15 protein-coding genes and 2 pseudogenes are annotated in these 16,253 nt (G+C 68.3%); 9 read left to right on the top strand and 8 right to left on the bottom strand.

Annotation, left to right across the window (positions count from 1 at the left end):
• Nucleotides 1-36 precede the first annotated feature (36 nt).
• Together ACZ4MF_RS25925 and ACZ4MF_RS25920 are read right to left on the bottom strand one after the other, a co-directional pair.
• Nucleotides 37-1,275: a ParB/RepB/Spo0J family partition protein gene (locus tag ACZ4MF_RS25925; protein ID WP_467494315.1), complete on the bottom strand. Its 1,239-nt coding sequence runs from the start codon at nucleotides 1,273-1,275 to the stop codon at nucleotides 37-39.
• Nucleotides 1,272-2,537, bottom strand: a complete 1,266-nt coding sequence (locus ACZ4MF_RS25920; RefSeq protein WP_356029707.1) for a ParA family protein — start codon at nucleotides 2,535-2,537, stop codon at nucleotides 1,272-1,274. The genes ACZ4MF_RS25925 and ACZ4MF_RS25920 overlap by 4 nt, the downstream gene beginning before the upstream one ends.
• 961 nt (nucleotides 2,538-3,498) lie before the next feature.
• On the opposite strand from ACZ4MF_RS25920, the gene ACZ4MF_RS25915 reads away from it, so the two are divergent.
• The 3 genes from ACZ4MF_RS25915 (at nucleotide 3,499) to ACZ4MF_RS25905 (ending at nucleotide 5,285) form a co-directional block, all read left to right on the top strand.
• Nucleotides 3,499-3,951, top strand: a complete 453-nt coding sequence (locus ACZ4MF_RS25915; RefSeq protein WP_071377350.1) for a MarR family transcriptional regulator — start codon at nucleotides 3,499-3,501, stop codon at nucleotides 3,949-3,951.
• On the top strand, nucleotides 3,951-4,265 hold the full coding sequence (locus ACZ4MF_RS25910; protein WP_356029720.1) for a cyclic nucleotide-binding domain-containing protein: 315 nt from the start codon (nucleotides 3,951-3,953) through the stop codon (nucleotides 4,263-4,265). Before ACZ4MF_RS25915 ends, ACZ4MF_RS25910 begins: the two co-directional genes overlap by 1 nt.
• 312 nt (nucleotides 4,266-4,577) lie before the next feature.
• Nucleotides 4,578-5,285 (top strand): DUF4097 family beta strand repeat-containing protein, encoded by a 708-nt coding sequence (locus ACZ4MF_RS25905; RefSeq protein ID WP_467494314.1) that lies wholly within the window; start codon nucleotides 4,578-4,580, stop codon nucleotides 5,283-5,285.
• A gap of 147 nt (nucleotides 5,286-5,432) precedes the next feature.
• On the opposite strand, the gene ACZ4MF_RS25900 is transcribed toward ACZ4MF_RS25905, so the two are convergent.
• Together ACZ4MF_RS25900 and ACZ4MF_RS25895 are read right to left on the bottom strand one after the other, a co-directional pair.
• Nucleotides 5,433-5,783 carry an antibiotic biosynthesis monooxygenase family protein gene (locus ACZ4MF_RS25900; RefSeq protein ID WP_467494313.1) on the bottom strand — a complete coding sequence of 117 codons (351 nt, stop codon included), beginning with the start codon at nucleotides 5,781-5,783 and terminating at the stop codon, nucleotides 5,433-5,435.
• A 147-nt stretch (nucleotides 5,784-5,930) separates the two neighbouring features.
• Nucleotides 5,931-6,377: an anthrone oxygenase family protein gene (locus ACZ4MF_RS25895; RefSeq protein ID WP_467494312.1), complete on the bottom strand. Its 447-nt coding sequence runs from the start codon at nucleotides 6,375-6,377 to the stop codon at nucleotides 5,931-5,933.
• Nucleotides 6,378-6,565: 188 nt separating this feature from the next.
• Here ACZ4MF_RS25895 and ACZ4MF_RS25890 point away from each other — a divergent pair, with 188 nt between their 5' ends.
• Nucleotides 6,566-6,748, top strand: coding sequence for a hypothetical protein (locus tag ACZ4MF_RS25890; RefSeq protein ID WP_467494311.1), 183 nt, complete (start codon nucleotides 6,566-6,568; stop codon nucleotides 6,746-6,748).
• A gap of 177 nt (nucleotides 6,749-6,925) precedes the next feature.
• Here ACZ4MF_RS25890 and ACZ4MF_RS25885 read toward each other — a convergent pair.
• Nucleotides 6,926-7,449 (bottom strand): annotated as a pseudogene (locus tag ACZ4MF_RS25885) (MepB family protein).
• Between the two features lie 1,012 nt (nucleotides 7,450-8,461).
• Here ACZ4MF_RS25885 and ACZ4MF_RS25880 point away from each other — a divergent pair.
• Nucleotides 8,462-9,145, top strand: coding sequence for an alpha/beta fold hydrolase (locus tag ACZ4MF_RS25880; protein ID WP_467494310.1), 684 nt, complete (start codon nucleotides 8,462-8,464; stop codon nucleotides 9,143-9,145).
• A gap of 26 nt (nucleotides 9,146-9,171) precedes the next feature.
• Here the strand turns inward: ACZ4MF_RS25880 and ACZ4MF_RS25875 are convergent.
• The 3 genes and pseudogenes from ACZ4MF_RS25875 to ACZ4MF_RS25865 form a co-directional block, all read right to left on the bottom strand.
• Nucleotides 9,172-10,080, bottom strand: a pseudogene (locus ACZ4MF_RS25875) (transposase).
• Nucleotides 10,081-10,267: 187 nt separating this feature from the next.
• Nucleotides 10,268-10,537, bottom strand: a complete 270-nt coding sequence (locus tag ACZ4MF_RS25870) for a WYL domain-containing protein (RefSeq protein ID WP_467494392.1) — start codon at nucleotides 10,535-10,537, stop codon at nucleotides 10,268-10,270.
• 464 nt (nucleotides 10,538-11,001) lie between these two features.
• Nucleotides 11,002-11,292 carry a hypothetical protein gene (locus ACZ4MF_RS25865; protein ID WP_467494309.1) on the bottom strand — a complete coding sequence of 97 codons (291 nt, stop codon included), beginning with the start codon at nucleotides 11,290-11,292 and terminating at the stop codon, nucleotides 11,002-11,004.
• Nucleotides 11,293-12,021: 729 nt separating this feature from the next.
• Here ACZ4MF_RS25865 and ACZ4MF_RS25860 point away from each other — a divergent pair.
• From ACZ4MF_RS25860 to ACZ4MF_RS25845, 4 genes are all read left to right on the top strand, one after another.
• The gene (locus tag ACZ4MF_RS25860; RefSeq protein ID WP_467494308.1) at nucleotides 12,022-13,137 is read left to right on the top strand and encodes a bifunctional DNA primase/polymerase; all 1,116 of its coding nucleotides are present in this window, start codon (nucleotides 12,022-12,024) and stop codon (nucleotides 13,135-13,137) included.
• Nucleotides 13,134-14,687 carry a DNA primase family protein gene (locus ACZ4MF_RS25855; RefSeq protein ID WP_467494307.1) on the top strand — a complete coding sequence of 518 codons (1,554 nt, stop codon included), beginning with the start codon at nucleotides 13,134-13,136 and terminating at the stop codon, nucleotides 14,685-14,687. The genes ACZ4MF_RS25860 and ACZ4MF_RS25855 overlap by 4 nt, the downstream gene beginning before the upstream one ends.
• 144 nt (nucleotides 14,688-14,831) lie before the next feature.
• A complete protein-coding gene (locus ACZ4MF_RS25850) occupies nucleotides 14,832-15,221 on the top strand; it encodes a DUF6009 family protein (RefSeq protein WP_356030423.1) in 390 nt (129 codons plus the stop codon).
• A gap of 152 nt (nucleotides 15,222-15,373) precedes the next feature.
• Nucleotides 15,374-16,210, top strand: a complete 837-nt coding sequence (locus ACZ4MF_RS25845; protein ID WP_467494306.1) for a prephenate dehydratase — start codon at nucleotides 15,374-15,376, stop codon at nucleotides 16,208-16,210.
• Nucleotides 16,211-16,253: the final 43 nt, after the last annotated feature.

The raw sequence follows: 16,253 nt of genomic DNA, 5'->3' as shown, positions 1-16,253 counted from the left end.
TCACGGGGTGCGGCCCTCGTGCTCGTTCCCTACAGATCACTCACCCTGTACGGCGGCTTGTCCGGCGGCTTGTTCGGCGAAGGACCGCGCCAGCTCCGCAAGCCGGGCGGGATCCCGTTCCCGTCCCTTCTTGCTCAGGAACCGGAGCAGGTCGAAGAAGGTGTCGTCGTTCTCGATGTTCCTGTCCAGGAGCATGGCGAGTGTGCCGGGTTCGTTGTACGGCACCGTGCGCACCCGGGTGCCGGTCTGGTTGTCCGCCCGCAGCCGGGGGACGGACGCTTCCGCCCGCGGCTCCGGTACCGGCTGCTGCGCATCCGCCTCATCGGCGGCGGGTGCCGGTACGTCCGGCTCGGCGTCGCCCGCCGTGTCCTCGTACTGGCCCTCGGACTCGTCCGGCTGTTCCACGGCGGCCACCACCGGCGTCTCCGCCCCCGGCACTTCGCCCTCCGGCTCCGGCGCCCCGTTCTCCGCCTCCCGGCTGTCCCGGCTCTGCGGACTCGGCGGACTCGGCGGACTCTGCGGAATTTCGGAACTCTCCGGTGCCTTCTTCCGGCTGCGCTTCTCCTCCTCCCGCCGGGCCCGCTCCTCCTTGAGTTCCCGCAGCGCCGTCTCCTGGCTCGCAGGCGGCTTGTTGGCCACGGCCCGCAGCAGGTCGATGGGCTCCTCACCGACGCGGCTCTGCAGTTCGGGGGTCAGGTTGAGCAGGGCGAGGCGCTGTGACACCCAGCCCTGGGAGCGGTGGAGCCGCCTGGACAGCGCGGTCTGGCTGCCGTGGATGGCCAGCAGCCGCCGCAGGGCCCGGGCCTCGTCGAGTTCTCCGAGGTCGTTCCGGTGGATGTTGGCGACGAGGGCGGACTCCAGGAGCTCCTCGGAGTTGGCGCCCTGGTCGTCACTGACCATCACCTTCACGGCGGCCAGCCGCGCTTCACGGGCGGCGGCGAGACGGCTGCTGCCGTCGATCACGACGTGGGTGGTGTCGGGTTCGAGGTCGGCCTCGCGCTCGGGGTTGGCCTTGATGTAGGCGTCGCGGTTCATGACCGTGATCGCCTGCTTCTGGCCGTGCGTCTTCAGGCTGCCCGTGAGGTCGGTCAGATCACCGAGGGTGGAGCGGGGGTTGTCCGGGTTGAGGCTCACGCGGTGCGGCGGGAGCTCGGTGGGCGGGGCGACCCCTTCCGTGGGCACCCCGGTGGCGGCGGCCACGGCCTGGCGGCGTGCGCTGACCGGGCGCACTCCCCCGCCGAAGCGTCCGGCTCCGAGCTGATCGGCCTTGCTCATACGATCTCCCTGGCCAGCGCGCGCATCCCGATCGCCTGTTGTGACTTGGGGGCGTAGGACAGCAGCGGCCGCTTCATCCGGACTGCTTCCTTCTGTTCCTTGAGATCACCGATGAGTCCGACGACCCGGGGATCCTTTATGTCGATCCATCCCTGGAGCGAGGAGGTGGCGATGAACCCGCGGCGCGAGTCGTAGAGGTTCACCACGATGCCGAGGTAGTCGATGTCGACCTGGAGGTCGCCGCGCAGATCGTCGATCTGGGTGGTGAGCAGTTCGTAGGCGTCCGCGGAGCTGTCCTCGGCCTGTACCACGATCAGCGCACCGGACTGGCCGAGCTTCTCACCGTCGCGCCGGCGGCCGTAGTACGCGGCGGCGTCCATGCTCAGGCCGAGGCTCGGCGGGCAGTCGACGAGGATCACGTCGTAATCGGCTTCGAGCGGGGCGAGCGCACGCTCCAGCGCGGCCTCCCTCGCGCGTACGGCGGAGAGGCGGACGTCGAGCAGGAAGGCGTCGTTGCAGGCGGGCAGCAGGTGGAGCCGGCCGTCGAACGTCTCGTCGTCGATGGAGACGATGAGGTCACGCAGGTCGCCCTTGGGGTCGCCCGCCATGTGGTTGGTGAGGCTGTCGCCGTTCATCGGGACGGGCGCCGCCCCGAGTTGGTTGGTGAGGTGGCACTGCGGGTCGAAGTCGACGAGCAGGACCCGCAGCCCGAGCCCGGGCAGGCTCTCGATGTTCAGGGGGTCCTCACCGCCCGGCGCATCGTCGGAGTGGGCGTCACTCGCCCGCAGGGCCTCGGCGAGCGCCTTGGCGACCCGGACGGCGTGCAGGCTGTTGGCGTCCTCGGCGAGTGCCTCACCGACACCCGCCGTGATCGCCGTCTTGCCCACGCCGCCCTTCTGGTTGCACACGATGATGCGGCGGGTGTTCTCGGGGCGTTCCACGTCCGGCGCGGGGTTGGAGTCGAGCCACAGCTGGACGGACTGTGCCAGGCCCTGGATGAGCGACACCCGGCGTTCGGCGGCGATCTGACGGAACTCGTCCCACTGGCCGGGCGGCAGGAAGGTGGAGAACGAATCGGAGCGGGAGGTGTCGACGGCAGGGGGTGTGGAGGCGAGGGTGCACCAGTCCCGGATGCCCTGCTCCACGGCCGCCTGGATCTCGACGCCGTGCTGGGCGGCCCTGACTTTGAGGTTCTGCCGGAGCCATCCCGGCAGCTTGGAGACGACCTTCTCGCGGTCGCTGGAAGTGGCTGGCGAACTCATGGACGACACCTTACTAACGTCCGCGATTCTTACAAGCACCGACACGTTAGTTGGCGATCTCTGGGGGACCGTCAGAACCCGGCTCGGACCCCGGCAACGGCGTCAACGGCGCCCGAGGCCATGGGCCGGGCAGCCCGCGCGCGCAGACCTCTCCTGCCGACGTCCGTTGCCGGGTGCGGGTCACAGACCCCTCGCACCACCTCGTCCGTGCATCCCACCCGTCGGCGTCCCCCGGCCCTGCTCGTCGGCGCAAGTGGCGGGGCTGCGTGGTACCAGGGGCCTTCGCCGGCCCCTGGACCCCGCTGCCCCACCACTTCCCGGCGCGAATCCGTTTCGTCGTGACGAAGGCCGTACGCGCCGGGAAGCGGCGGGGTCGTGGGTGCGCGGCCCCGCCGCCGACCGCGCGCTCGACGATGGCTCGCCCCGGGCTGGAGCGCGGGACGGACGTGGCTGACCCGCCGAGGGGCTGAGGCCGGTGGGTCCCACTGTTCGGCAGCAAAGCGGATGATCCGGGGACGGGCTTGACGACTGATGACAAGGGTAAGAGAGCGCACTCGGCAAACGTCACTTGACCTGCATAAACACATGAGGTGACCCAGATCCCAGGAACTGCCAGGCAGTTCCTGGGACAGCGGAGGGCGATCGAGGGAACCGGGTACCAAGATCCCTCGGTCGTACACCCGGTTCCAGGGAACCGAGCACCACGATCCTGTCGACTGCCACCACGATCGTAGGAACTGAGTACCCAGTCCCTGCAACCGTGGCAGATTGACGTGACGTACATAAGCCGGGCCGGGGAGCGTCCGCGTCGGAGGGGTACGGGCGTTGAGCGCGACGACAGTCGACACGGCCGACAGGCGGACTTAATTGACTTCCTGCTCATGTACGTTAGGTTCATCTGGTCGGCCTCAGGGGTCGTCCCTCATTGACCGCCAAACACCCCCCATACACGGAGGGCCCGTTGGGAGCACTTCGCAGACTGGTCGACGCCGACACGGGCGAGCCGGTCCCCTATGCGCCATACGCCTTCTCCGGGAGGCACACCCAAGTCGACAAGGCGCGCGTCGAGGCGATCACCGAGTCCAAGGCGTTCACACCCAGTCAGAAGTTCCTCATCCTCTGGTGGATCGGTGTGTCACCCGAGGGAATGGAGCCGCTGCGCGCCACCGGTGCGGACATCGCCAAACGTGTAGGGATGTCCACAGATGCCGTGGGAAAGATCAACAGGAAGTTGGCCAAACACCGCATCCTGGTCGTGCGTGGCCGCATCGGCAACTACAATCTGTACCGGATCAGCCCGTACATCGCCTTCCACGGCACAGGGATCGAGCAGCGTGAAGCCGTAAAGACGTGCAACCCGCCCGACATCCCCGGATTCAACGACAACATCCCTGCACGGTGGGAGGCCCAGTGATCAGCAGCGACGACAAGCAGAAGAACCTCGAACTGCTTGAGAAGACGGCGGGCATGAGCGCCAACCAGCGTCTCGTCGTCATGCTGTACGCCCTCCATCCGACCGACCGGTCCGGCGCGATCCTGGAGACCGCCGCCAACCTGGCCAAGCTCGTCGGCATGGCCCCGCCCGTCTTCTCCCGCACCCGCAAGCAGGTCATCGAGGCCGGCTGGCTGGAGGAGACCGAGCGCATCGGTCACATCAAGTACTACCGCCTCGACCCCAAGCGCCTGGGCGAGAGGGTCGTCGTCCCGCTGCGCCGCGCCGCGACCTGACGTCCTGGAGAGCGTGCCTCATTGACGTCACGTACATGAGGCACGCTCTCAGGAACGTTCCGCTTGCTCCAGCGGCAAGGGCGACGACCCAGGAATCCGTAACGGCACAGTGGGCTCTCACCCTCCTCCGCTTACGACCTGTCCGTGAGCTTGTCGATCACGTCCACGTCGCTCTCGGGTGCTGGTTCCGGGGGTTTCCCCCAGTGAAAGCGGGAGTGTGGCTCCGTAGGATCGTGGTGACCGACCAACGATTCAACTCGCTTCACACGGGGGACTTTCATGCGAAGCGCACAGGCGCGTGTCCTTACGGCAGTGGCCCTGACCGCTCTCACAGTCAGTGGGCTGTCCGCGTGCTCGGCCCTCGGCCAGGAGAAGACCTTCGAGGACGATGCCAAGGTGCCCCAGAAGGTCACCTCGATCCGTCTCGACAGCAAGAACGGAAATGTGAAGGTGGAAGCCTCGGCCGACACCTCCACGACCTCCGTGCACCGCAGGGTCAACTACCGTGGTGACAAGCCGAGTGGCACGTCCTTCCAGGTCAGGGGCGGCGTCCTGACGCTCTCCGGCTGCGGCGAGGACTGCGGTGTCGACTACGTCGTCAAAGTGCCTGCCGGCCTTCCGGTGACGGGAGGCACGTCCAACGGCGGCCTCACCCTGACCGATGTCGGCACGGTCGACGTGCACACGAGCAACGGTGAGATCGCGGTGGCCGACGCCACGGGCCCTGTGAAGCTGCGCACGTCCAACGGCGACGTCGACGTCAAGGACGTCAAGGGCGGCGGCATCGACACACAGACATCGAACGGCGAGGTGACGATCCGGACGGCCACCCCGCAGAACATCAAAGTCCGCACGACCAGCGGCAGCCTCACGGTCACGGCACCGCCCGCCAGGTACCGGATCTCGGCGGACGACTCCCACGGTGACAAGAGCGTGGCGTTCAAGAACGACCCGTCAGGCAAGTACAGCCTGGATCTGTCGACGACGAACGGTGACCTGACCGTGAAGTCGGCAGGCTAGGAGAAGCCGCAGCCGTCCCGGCACCCGGTCCCCCGTCCCCTCCCCATCCTCTCGCACCGCTCTGCCGGCAGGCGCGGCATCAAGGTCGTCATCCCGGAGAGGAAGGGCCGCCAAGGGGGACACGGTCATGCCTCTACAACTGCTGTGTCATACGTCGATCTGCTCGAAGATGTGCGGGTACGACACGATGTCGTCAGAGGACTCGGCCACCATGCGCTGGAACTCCGGGCTGGCGAAGGCTGTGGCGAGCGCCTCGGTCGATTCCCAGACCGCGACGTTCATCAGAAGCTGACTGCCCGCCGTTCCCTGGTGCATCTGCAGGGAGACGAATCCCGGCTGAGCCCTCATGAACTCGGCCTGCCTGTGAAAGAGGGCCAGGAACGCTTCGGTCCTCTCCTTCGGGACGACGAAGGTGTTGGCGAGGACGATGGGCCCGGTCTTCTCCTTGAACTGCGCGAACATCGGCGTATTCGGGTCCAGGCTCTGCAGCTTGGCCATCTTCGGTCCTTCCTCTCGCTATCGGTTGTTGTCCCACGGCACCGAGGCCGGCCACCGCCGTACTGGATGCACGAGGAGATCTGACGGATGCTCAAGGGCCGTCGCTGGTGCCCGTGTCCGCCACCAGCGCGGTGTCGGCCCGCGGGCTCAGGTGAGGGCGGCGACCAGCAGGGTGAAGGCGGCGATGATGACGGCGACGCGGACGTAGTGGAAGCGGTCCCAGCGGTTCATCTGCTCCTTCCAGTCCTCGGGCCGGTTCTCGGGGGTCCACGTCTTGCCCCGGTTGTTGATCGGGACGAGCAGCAGGAGCGACATGATCACGCTGAGGATCAGCAGCGCGGCGGCGGTGACGACGAGGCCGGTGCCATGGTGGTGCCATCCGGCGACGGCCCAGATCGCGCTGAGGACGAGCGAGCCTATGTACCAGAACGGCATCACGGCGCCGAGCATCCGACCCCCGTGGGCGCGGCCGAGTTGGTCACTGTCCTCGGGGAGGGCATTGAAGATCCGGTTCATGACGAAGGCGACGGAGAACTCCACGCCCACCATCAGGCCGACGACCACGGTGGTGAACACCTCAAGTGCGTTGAGCATGACGACCCCTCCTGGGATCTATCGTTGCTAGCTGATGAGGCAACGCTAGTACTGCTGCCGCTCGATTGTCTAGCGGCGCTAGAATCAAATCATGCCGATACAGGCAAGCGCCTCATCGTGGCGACGGCCCGCGAACTCGCCGAACCGCAGGGCTGAGACGCGGTCGCCGCCCGGCGGACTACGGCGCCATGTTCCAGCTCGACGGCGGCCTGGCGTACGCGCATGAGGACACCCCGGGGCTGTTCACCGAGGTGTCCTGGGCGTCCCTGCACGGGCTGGCCACCCTGACCGCGCGGGCCGCCTGCTGCCCGAGGACGCCGAGCCGATGGTGGAGCTGCTGGTGGAGCTGCTGGTGGACCGGCTCGCCATGACCTGACACACCCGCCCGGCGGGGGCCTCCGCGATCATCCTGTCCGTCAAGGCCTCGAAGACGCCCGCGTCACACCATTGCAACTGCTCGATCAACTCCCGTTCGTCATCCGTGAGTTCCGCACGCGCCCGCACCGCTCTTCTGCCGACGCGTCGAACCGGTTGGACGTGGGTCGCGGCTACGGGTGGTAGAGGGCTTTGGCGCGCTCCATCTCGACAGCCCGGTCCTCCCCGAGATACAGGAAGTGGTTCACCTGCCACGCCTGAGTGCTGCGTGCCTGACGATTGATCGTGGTCACCCATGGCGGGTAGACGCGGAACCCTCGCTTCCCGCCGGAACCGTCCCTGGATACGATGCCGCGCTCGCACAGCACCTCTCGCGGGAACACGAACTGTCCGAAGCAGCCGCTGTCACGGCTGCTGACGACGAAGAGGTCAACCCCGTCGTCGGCCTCGAAGGGCCGGATCGGGCCTTCTGCGGATCGCTGCCACACGGTGACGAACTGGCCGACCTTCGTCGGGGTGGTCTTGGCCACGCGGAACCTGACCGACAAGCCGTCGACCGTGAACCGTGAGCCGCGTATTCGGCACTCTCCGGTTCGGGGACCGGCTGTGAGCAAGCGAAGCCACTCGGGTCGTACACCAATGTCTTCGCTGCGAGCAGGTCACCGTGGAGCCCTGCCCAGGGCTGATCCGCCGTCATCCTCACATCCTGCCATCACGCCCGTCACACACGGCCGAGTGATCGCGGTCGCTCAGCATCAGCGCCTCTGCCTCGTAAGCGCTCAGGCGCGAAAGTCGCTCCGCCGCCGTCGAAGCCGTTTCCCGGAGAATCGTTCTGAGCGAAGAATCGAACTGTTCGAGCGTGATGCGGCGCCAATGGATATGCCCGGTTCGCGCAGCCGGGTTCGCCCGACGAAGGAGTGAGGCCCGCGCTGGCCCGACACTGCCCTTCTGGTTGCAGACGACTAGGCCGTGTGTCGGAATGGATCATGCGCATAGGGTCTCGTACCGGAGTCGGCCCCAAAGGATGAGTCCCGCTGACCTATTACGGCGTAATAGCTCAGCGAGGTTCACCAACAGCCGGGCCACTCCCCCACGCCCCCGCTCCCCCACCGCCCGCCCTCTCATCGAGGGCGTCAGACCTATTACGGCGTAATAGCCGGAGGGCAGGTTCCCAACGGCACTGCCGTGCCAAGGCACGCGGCGCCGGCCGCCGAATCCCGTCGGCTCTCCTTTGCGGCTTCGCTTCCCACCCCGACCGCCGCATCGTCACGCTCGATCGCCCGCCGGGTGAACTGCTGCGCCGACCGCCCGTGCAGCTTCAGCATCCGTGAGGTGCGTGCCGCCGTGTACGAGCCATGGCGAGACCTATTACGGCGTAATAGGCAGGCAGCGCGTGGAACTTCCAGGCGCCGCAATGAATCCACCGTCGGCGTCTGATGGACCTCGGTCTGCTCGTACAGGTACTCCCCCACAACCGCACGCGCTTCAGCGCTGCGGCCCGCTGCACCTCGGGGGCTGCCTTCGAAGCGCCTGGACGCTCTTCTCCGCGTACAGCAGCGCTCCGAACGGCGCCATCGGAGGGGCATGCACTCTACGGCGGAGGGCGTGATGCCGATCAGCGTTGTGACCGGCTGGTGCTCTGACCGGATCGGCTCACCGGGCTGCGGTTGGGGCTGGTCTGGCGCCTGTGGGGCTGCGAGCTTGTGACCATGAGGACGCATGTTCTGGAGGCTGGCGAGGTTGATCGGTCGACGCTGGTCTTGGTGCACGGTGCCGGGCAAGGCGGTCGGATGTGGCGACGTCAGCTGGGAGCGTTGTCTGATGGCTTTCACGTCGTTGCACCTGATCTGCCGGGGTTCGGCGGCTCGCCGGGCCCGTTCAGCTTGACGACGGCGGTCGAATCCGTCACCGGTATGGCCCGACAGCTACGGTCGGTTCACCTGTGCGGCCACTCTCTTGGGGCGATCGTGGCCGCGCGGGTCGCAGCTGAGAACCCGGACCTCGTGGCCCGGTTGATTCTGTCCGGGGGGCCTGAGATCGCACCGGGCACGACGTCACAGCGGCGGCTTCGGATCGAACGGCATCGCCCCGGCTGGCTGGTCCGCGCGGTCTCCGACCTGCCCGATCGCAAGGGGTGGATCGACGTGCTGGAGGCTCTGCAGACGAGTGACCTCTCCTGCGTACTTCCGCGGATCGCCGTTCCCACGCTTGTGCTGTGCGGAAAGCGGGATCGGGCCAGTCTGCCGGATGCCCGACGGACCGCGGCGGCCATCCCGGAAGCCCACCTGTCCGTGGTTCCGCACGCCGGGCATCTCTTGCCCGTGACAGCGCCGCATGCCTTCAATGCCATCGCTCGGGGATTCCTTGACCCGGAATGCCGGCAGACACAGTGAGGGCGTCGTGATCCAGTACCACTTCGTCACGCTGCTTTGAGTGATCGCCCGCCCGAGCGGATGCCCTTTTCGCTACGGATGCGGGCGCGTTCCTTGCGCTGGGCGGCCAGGACGTCGGGGTGGCGTGGCGTGCGTAGGCGTTGCGCCAGCGCAGGTAGGCGTGCAGGTTCCGGGTCTGCACGGTGTGGTTCGGGTGGTTGGAGGTGGCGATGGTGAACTGCCTCAGCGGCCCGAAGTGTGCTTCGATCGGGCTCGCCCACGAAGCGTAGGTGGGGGTGAAGCACAACTCGACCTTGTTCTTCGTCGCCCAGCGGCGGATGTCGGCGCCCTTGTGGGCGGACAGGTTATCCATGATCGCGTAGGTCGCGGCTCCGTCGGGACGGGCGGCGCGGATCGACTTCAGCGCGGCCAGTGTGTTCGCAGCGCCCTTCCTGCGGCGGGGGGACGCCCCACAAGCGGTCGTCGCCGATCGACTAGCAGCCATGGAAGAGCGCACCCCGTGGGTGCGGTGGAAGATGGCGGGCACCCGGTCAGGGCCTCCCGGCCAACCAACAAGGGCACGGTCTGCTCACAGAAGTCGACGCTTCCGGCGGGGAGGGTGCTCACCTGCCGGCGGCTACGGCACCGAGTCTCTACGACCCAGCAGGTCCCCTTACGTGGGGACGGCCTCCCGCCCACCGAGGGTCCGGACAGGCCAGGCCGATCTCGTCGAACCGATGGGTCACAACCCGCACGGTGTCCTCATCGGCCTGTACCAGCTACGCAATCACCAGGACCCGGTTCCGGCCAGCCGAGGCCAGCAGCAGCATCGCGCGCCGATAACGCACCGAATAGGTGCTGCCGCGGCGCACGGTCTGCTGCAGCGTCTGCCCCACCTGGCCGGTCGGTCTGCGCACACGGACAGGCTCAGCCGCTGCGCCTTCAGCGGTCGGGATCGGACGTGACCTCCCTCGACCTATTACGGCGTAATAGGTCGAGGGCCGGTGTCGGCGTCCGGGTAGCACGGGAACGGACGTGGGCGGGAGACGTGGCTTGGGGAGTGGGGCCACGGTCATCGATCGGGCTTCCATCTATTACGGCGTAATAGATGGAAGCCCGATCGATGACCGTGCCTTCGGGTCCTCATGACCGGGGCATGAGTGAAGCCAGTGCAGCGGGCTGCGTCGCGGCGGCGGCCGAGCCGAGCAGCAGGTCGGCCAGGTCATGGGGCGGGGTCTGCTCGCCGGTCGGAGCCGCGGCCGTGGTTCGGTCCAGTCGGAAGCCTCGACCGGCCCGCCGTGTACGGCACCAGGCGATGAGTACCGCCTGCCGCCGGCGGTGAGCACCCCGGCCGTTCACTACGCGGTCGCTCTCCCGCCCTGCCGCGTCGGCGTAGGACAGCTGCAGCACCATGCTGTGGGCGAGGGCCTGCTCGACCGCGGCCCGGACCGACTCCTCGGTCCGGGCCGGCAGCGCGACGATCCGGGCGGCGGGCTCCTGGGCCGCTGCGGCGGCGGACCGGCCATGGAGGCCGCGATCTTCTGGGATGCGGTGCGGGCCGCACCGGCGCAGGAGGCCGAGGCATCGGCCAGGGCGAGCGCGGTGACCGATGCCGAGGCTTCGGCGGCGGTGAAACGGAGGGGGGAGAGTCATCGCAGGGTCGATCGACCAACCCCCGTTTCGCCCGGCTGTGGTGCGCACCGGGACACCGGCCCCCATCAGTGCCTGAAGGTCACGCTGCACCGTGCGCGTGCTGATCTGGAAACGTGCGGCAGCGCCGCGACCGTCAACAGCCGCGGCGCTGCCGCGCGCAACTCTTCCACCCATGCACAGAGTCGGGCAGTGCGGTTCATGAAGCCGCCATTACGACGTGATCGTCATTGCCCAACAGCCGCCTGGAGCCGAACAATCGCTGGCTCGGTGTCATCGACAGGTCGTACGGGCCGAAGAGCAGGTTGGCTGCCCGGAACGCGCCGGTGATGCCGTGCCGGTCGCGGAGGGGTAGCAGCGTCAGGACACTCAGGTGGGCGCGGGCCGATTCGCCACCGATCAGGAGCCGTTGGGTGTGGAACTCGCCACGGCGTGGTCCACCAGCCACCAGGGGCGGCCGCTTCGCAGGCGGCGGGTCCGGCGGGGAAGGGGCGCTCCGGCGCCAGGCGGTACTCCACACTCACCACGGCCGGCCGTGCCTGCACGGCGAGCCGTCACGGCCTCTCGTCCTGCCCGTCCGCAGAGCCGAACGTCCAGCCGGGAGGTTTCGCGGCAGTGGCCTCGAACTGCTCGTCACCAGGGACCAAAGGGTCCACAGGGCCTGTACCGGGGGACTGAAGGGACTGCGGCCCTTTCGGTCCCTGGCCCTCAGTCCCTGGTATTTACGCAGGTCAGAGGCATGTTGCGAGCTGCGAGAGGGACTGTAGGGACTGAAAAGCGCAATTATGACGTAGAGAAGAGATGTGTTCAGATGCGCGCGCGCATACAAACACACATATACAAGTACAGCTCATAATTGCCGAGTTCAGTCCCTACAGTCCCTGATTCGTGGGGGTTCATGGCTCTGACCTGCGGTGATGTCGTTCATCCGGCCAGGGGCTGGCCAACTCCACAGACCCTGCGCTTTGGTCCCTGGCCCCTTCGGTCTCTCGTCGCTCAGGGGTCGGCCCGCCCCCGGCCGAGGATCGCCCGGCGGCCGCGCGCCGGGCAGCTCCGCTCCGCCCTCAACAGGTCCAATTTGACTGTGCTCTTCAGTCCCTTCAGCCCCTTTTTCAGTAGGGTGGGCCGTACACTTTTTGCGCATCAGAGTCCCTTCGGTCCCTGGCGGGGCGAAGACCCCACGCCAGATGTGTGAAGTGCCAGATGTGCGAAGTGATCAGGCAGACAGAGTGACGAGGACGATTCCCGTGCCGCGCGAAGGTGAGGCCCGCGACAGTGCGGCGCCAGTCGTGCCCGGGTCCTCGCACGCTGTCGCGCGGTGGTGCGCCGCCCAGGGCTGGCCGGTCCATCCTCTGGCCCCGGGGCGGAAGACCCCTGTCCGGAACTGCCCTGCCTGCACGGCCAGCAGGCACGAACCGGCGTCGTGCCCCTGTCTGCCCGCAGGACGCCCTTGTCACGGCTTCCACGCCGCCACCGCCGACCCCGGCCTCGTCGAGCGCTGGTGGGCCGCCACGCCCGCAGCGGGGGTGGGTGTGGCCTGCGGTCCCGCAGGGCTCGTCGTCATCGACGTCGACGCACACCAGGCGCCGGTCCCCGACCGGGGACACCTGCTCCCGGGTATCCCCATTCCCGAACAGGTACGACTCGACGGACTGGCCTCCGGCTTCGACACGTTGGCCCTGCTGGCGGCGTACCGGGGGAAGAACTCGCCCGCCGAGGACGCAGACACGCTGCGGGTGCGCACCCCCTCGGGCGGGCTGCACGTCTGGTACCGCAACCCCGACAGCTCCGTCCGCTACAGGTGTTCGACCGGTTCCGCCCGGCGCACCGCGCTCGCCTGGCAGGTGGACGTACGAGCCGACGGCGGTTACATCGTCGCTCCGGGGACCAGGACGCCGCAGGGCGTCTACCGAGCGGTGGGGACGGCTCGCCGTCCGGCCGTACTGCCCGAGTGGCTCCGGCGTGAACTGCGTCGTACGGGACATGTGATCGAGGCTCGTACGGCGTCTGCTCCTGCCCCTGCTCCTGCCGTCGTGTCCGCGCCGCTGCGGGCTCCGGCCCCGGCCAGGGGGCGGGGGAGCGCGGCCGGGGCCCAGCAGCTCATCGATCCGCTGATCGCCCTGGTCGCGGAGTGCGCCGCTGCCCCGCAGGGGACCGGGTTCACGGAGAAGCTGAACCGAGCGGCCTACACCGCCGGCGGACTGGTCGGAGCGGGCCATCTGGAGCACGCCGCCATTCGTGACCGGCTCCTCCGTGTCGCCCAGTACGCCCGCCCCTGGCAGCAGTCCCGCAATGAAAAGATCGTCGACGACGCCCTTGCCGTAGGGTCCGTCCGCCCTCTCCACCTCAAAGGACGTCCATGAGCAGCAGCGCCGATGGCTCGCCGCGTTTCGACCCGCAGGCCGCCGCTCAGCAGATGCTCGACCTGCAGGCGGCGGACCCGGTCGCCGGTCACGCCCGGCTGCCCGCACAGGGATACGCGAACGTCTCCGTGCCGTCCCCGGGGCACGGGGGCGCCGACCCGGCACCGCTGATGCCCCCGTCCCTCTCGGACCGTGGGAACGCCCGCCTCTTCGTGCAGCAGCACTGCGACCAGTTCCGCCATGTGGAGGGCCTGGGCTGGTTCGCCTGGGACGGTTACCGGTGGAAGCGCGGGGGAGGGGAGAAGGCCGCGCTGTGGGCCGCGGGGGAGATGGCAGAGGACATGCCCGGCACCGACCCGCGTGGGGTCTTCAGCGACCGGGAACTCGCGCAGCACAAGCGCCGTACGCTGTCCACCACAGGTCTGAAGGCACTGCTGACCCAGGCGAAGGCCTCACCGGACATCTCCGTCGACCCCGACCAGCTGGACGGGGACCCCTACGCCCTGTGCACGCCCGTCGGGGTGGTCGACCTGCACAGCGGGCGCCTACGCAAAGCCGACCCCACACGTGACTTCCATTCCCGTGCCACCAGCGTCGCCCCCCAGGAGATGGAGACCCCTCGCTGGCACCGGTTCCTCGCCGACACCTTCGGTGACGACGACGAGGGCCGGGAGATGATCGACTTCCTGCATCTGCTGCTCGGGTACTCCATCACCGGTGACGTGGGAGCGCAGGTTCTGCCCTTCCTGCACGGTGAGGGCAAGAACGGCAAGTCCGTGCTGCTCGACATCATGATCCAGATCCTCGGCGACTACGCGGACGCTGCCCCGCCGGGCTTTCTGATGGACCGTGGTGCGTTTTCCGAGCACTCCACCGAGCTGACCGAACTGCACGGCCGCCGCCTGGTCGTGTGCAGCGAGCTGAAGCCGAACGACAAGTTCGACGAAGCCCGCGTCCGGCTCCTGACGGGCGGTGACAAGATCAAGGCGCGCCGCATGCGGCAGGACTACTTCTCGTTCACCCCGACCCACCACCTGTGGCTGCTGGGCAACCACCGTCCCGAAGTCTCCACGGGCGGCTTCGCGTTCTGGCGGCGCATCCGCCTGCTGCCCTTCACCCGGACCGTCCCGGCGCACCGCAGGATCGACAACCTCGCCTTCGAACTCGTCCGCGACGAGGGCCCGGGGATCCTGCAGTGGCTCATCCGGGGCGCGCAGCGCTATCTGCTCACCAGGGACCCGCTGGAGGGCCCCGACCGGGTCCGTTTCGCCACGACGGCGTATGCCACCACCGAGGACCACATCGGCCGTTTCCTGGCCGAGTGCTGCACGCGCGACGGCGATTGCGGCAAGGACCTGAGGGTGGAACAGGGGCTGCTGTACTCGGAGTACAGCTCGTGGTGCAACGCCGGGGAGGGCATCCGGCCCGCCACGCCCCGTGCCTTCGCCAACCGTGTCCGCCAGGAGGTGGGCGTGGCGTCACCGACCGACATGATCAAGTCGAACGGCCGGAAGTACTATCCGGGCATCGCCCTGCTGGAGCACCCATGAGGGCCGACTTCCCTCGGCTCTCGCCACCACACGCCCTACACCGTGGTCGTCGTGCGCTTTACGATGGTGGACGGGCCCCGGGTACAGACGCCCGGCCATGTCCGATGGCCGGGGGAGCACGCCCATGAAGGAGAGGCTGCAGCCATGAGTTCGCTGTTGACCGAGAGCGACCTCATCCACGAGGCCGAGGTGGTGTGGCTGGAGAACCTCGAACGGCTCGACTACGTCCGTCAGGCGCTCGACAAGACCAGGCGACGCAACACCAAGCCGCCGTACGCACGCGACGGGCGCATGGTGGGGTACGCGCTGCTGGACGAGGGCGCCTCCCCGGACCCCGACAGCGGCCTGTACAAGCGCCGGGTGTTCTTCCTGCTGCCCCATGACCGTGACAGCCTGCCCGAGGGCCTGTACCGCGAGGGAGCCCCGGGGGAGGCGGTCGACCCGCGCACCATCGCCCCGAAGAAGCCGGGCGCGAAGACCCCGAGATCCCAGTGCGGCTCCGGCTCCGTGGTCATAGCGACATCCGCGCCCTGACGCCGAGCTCACCGAGACGACCACTTCCTGAGACAGCGCCCGGACCCACCTGGTGCGACTGATCGGAGCCCGTACACCGATACTGCATCAGGCGCGGTACGGGACGGAGCTCCTGCCGCCCACCAGGATGTCCCTCAGGAAGGCTGAACACGGTGACGACCGTCGCATATCAGGGTGAACCCGGATCCAACTCGGCCACCGCCGCGCGCGCACTGTACCCCGAGAGCGGCGAACTGCCCTGCACCGGCTTCGAGCAGGCCCTGGACGCCGTGACGCTGGGCGCGGCCGACGTCGCCGTGATCCCGGTGGACAACTCCGCGGCGGGCCGCGTCGCCGACGTGCACCATCTGCTGCCGGAGTCGGGCCTGTTCATCGTCGCCGAGTACTTCCTCGCCATCCGCTTCGACCTGATGGGGGTGCCCGGCGCGACGGCGGCCGACGTCGAGTGCGTACGCAGCCACGTGCACGCGCTCGGACAGTGCCGCAAGGTGCTGCGGGAGGGCGGCTGGCGCACCCTCGTCAGCGACGACACGGCCGGAGCGGCGCGTGAGGTGGCAGAGCTGGGCGATTCGCGGCACGCGGCGCTCGCCCCGCCCGCCGCGGCCGCGCTCCACGGCTTGGACGTGCTGCGCTCCGGCGTCGAGGACGACCCGGACAACACCACGCGGTTCGTCGTCCTGTCCCGGGACGCCTCGCCGGCTCCGTACCCGGGGGAGCCGACGATGACGAGCCTGTTCTTCTGTGTGCGCAACATCCCCAGCGCGCTGTACAAGGCGCTCGGGGGTTTCGCGAGCGGTGGCGTGAACCTCACCAAGATCGAGAGCTACCAGATGGGCGCGGGGCTGGGCGCCAGCCGCTTCTACGCCGAGATCGAGGGACACCCGGACGAGGAACGGGTCGCCCTCGCCCTGCACGAACTGCGCTTCTTCTCCTCCGAGGTGCGGATCCTCGGTGTGTACCCGGCGCATCCGCACCGGCTGAAGAACTGAGCCCGGCCCCGCCCCTCAGGTTCTACCGGCGGTAGAATCGGTG

The organism is Streptomyces sp. NPDC025793 (genome assembly GCF_055558375.1).
Note: the sequence above shows the minus strand (reverse complement) of the source record. Positions and strands in the feature narration are given on the sequence as shown.

Excerpts from the sequence above, each read along its gene's own strand:
- ACZ4MF_RS25925 (WP_467494315.1), bottom strand. The coding sequence starts at position 1,275 with ATGAGCAAGGCCGATCAGCTCGGAGCCGGACGCTTCGGCGGGGGAGTG.
- ACZ4MF_RS25920 (WP_356029707.1), bottom strand. The coding sequence starts at position 2,537 with ATGAGTTCGCCAGCCACTTCCAGCGACCGCGAGAAGGTCGTCTCCAAG.
- ACZ4MF_RS25900 (WP_467494313.1), bottom strand. The coding sequence starts at position 5,783 with ATGGCCAAGCTGCAGAGCCTGGACCCGAATACGCCGATGTTCGCGCAG.
- ACZ4MF_RS25895 (WP_467494312.1), bottom strand. The coding sequence starts at position 6,377 with ATGCTCAACGCACTTGAGGTGTTCACCACCGTGGTCGTCGGCCTGATG.
- ACZ4MF_RS25890 (WP_467494311.1), top strand. The coding sequence starts at position 6,566 with ATGTTCCAGCTCGACGGCGGCCTGGCGTACGCGCATGAGGACACCCCG.
- ACZ4MF_RS25880 (WP_467494310.1), top strand. The coding sequence starts at position 8,462 with ATGAGGACGCATGTTCTGGAGGCTGGCGAGGTTGATCGGTCGACGCTG.
- ACZ4MF_RS25870 (WP_467494392.1), bottom strand. The coding sequence starts at position 10,537 with ATGGTGCTGCAGCTGTCCTACGCCGACGCGGCAGGGCGGGAGAGCGAC.
- ACZ4MF_RS25855 (WP_467494307.1), top strand. The coding sequence starts at position 13,134 with ATGAGCAGCAGCGCCGATGGCTCGCCGCGTTTCGACCCGCAGGCCGCC.
- ACZ4MF_RS25850 (WP_356030423.1), top strand. The coding sequence starts at position 14,832 with ATGAGTTCGCTGTTGACCGAGAGCGACCTCATCCACGAGGCCGAGGTG.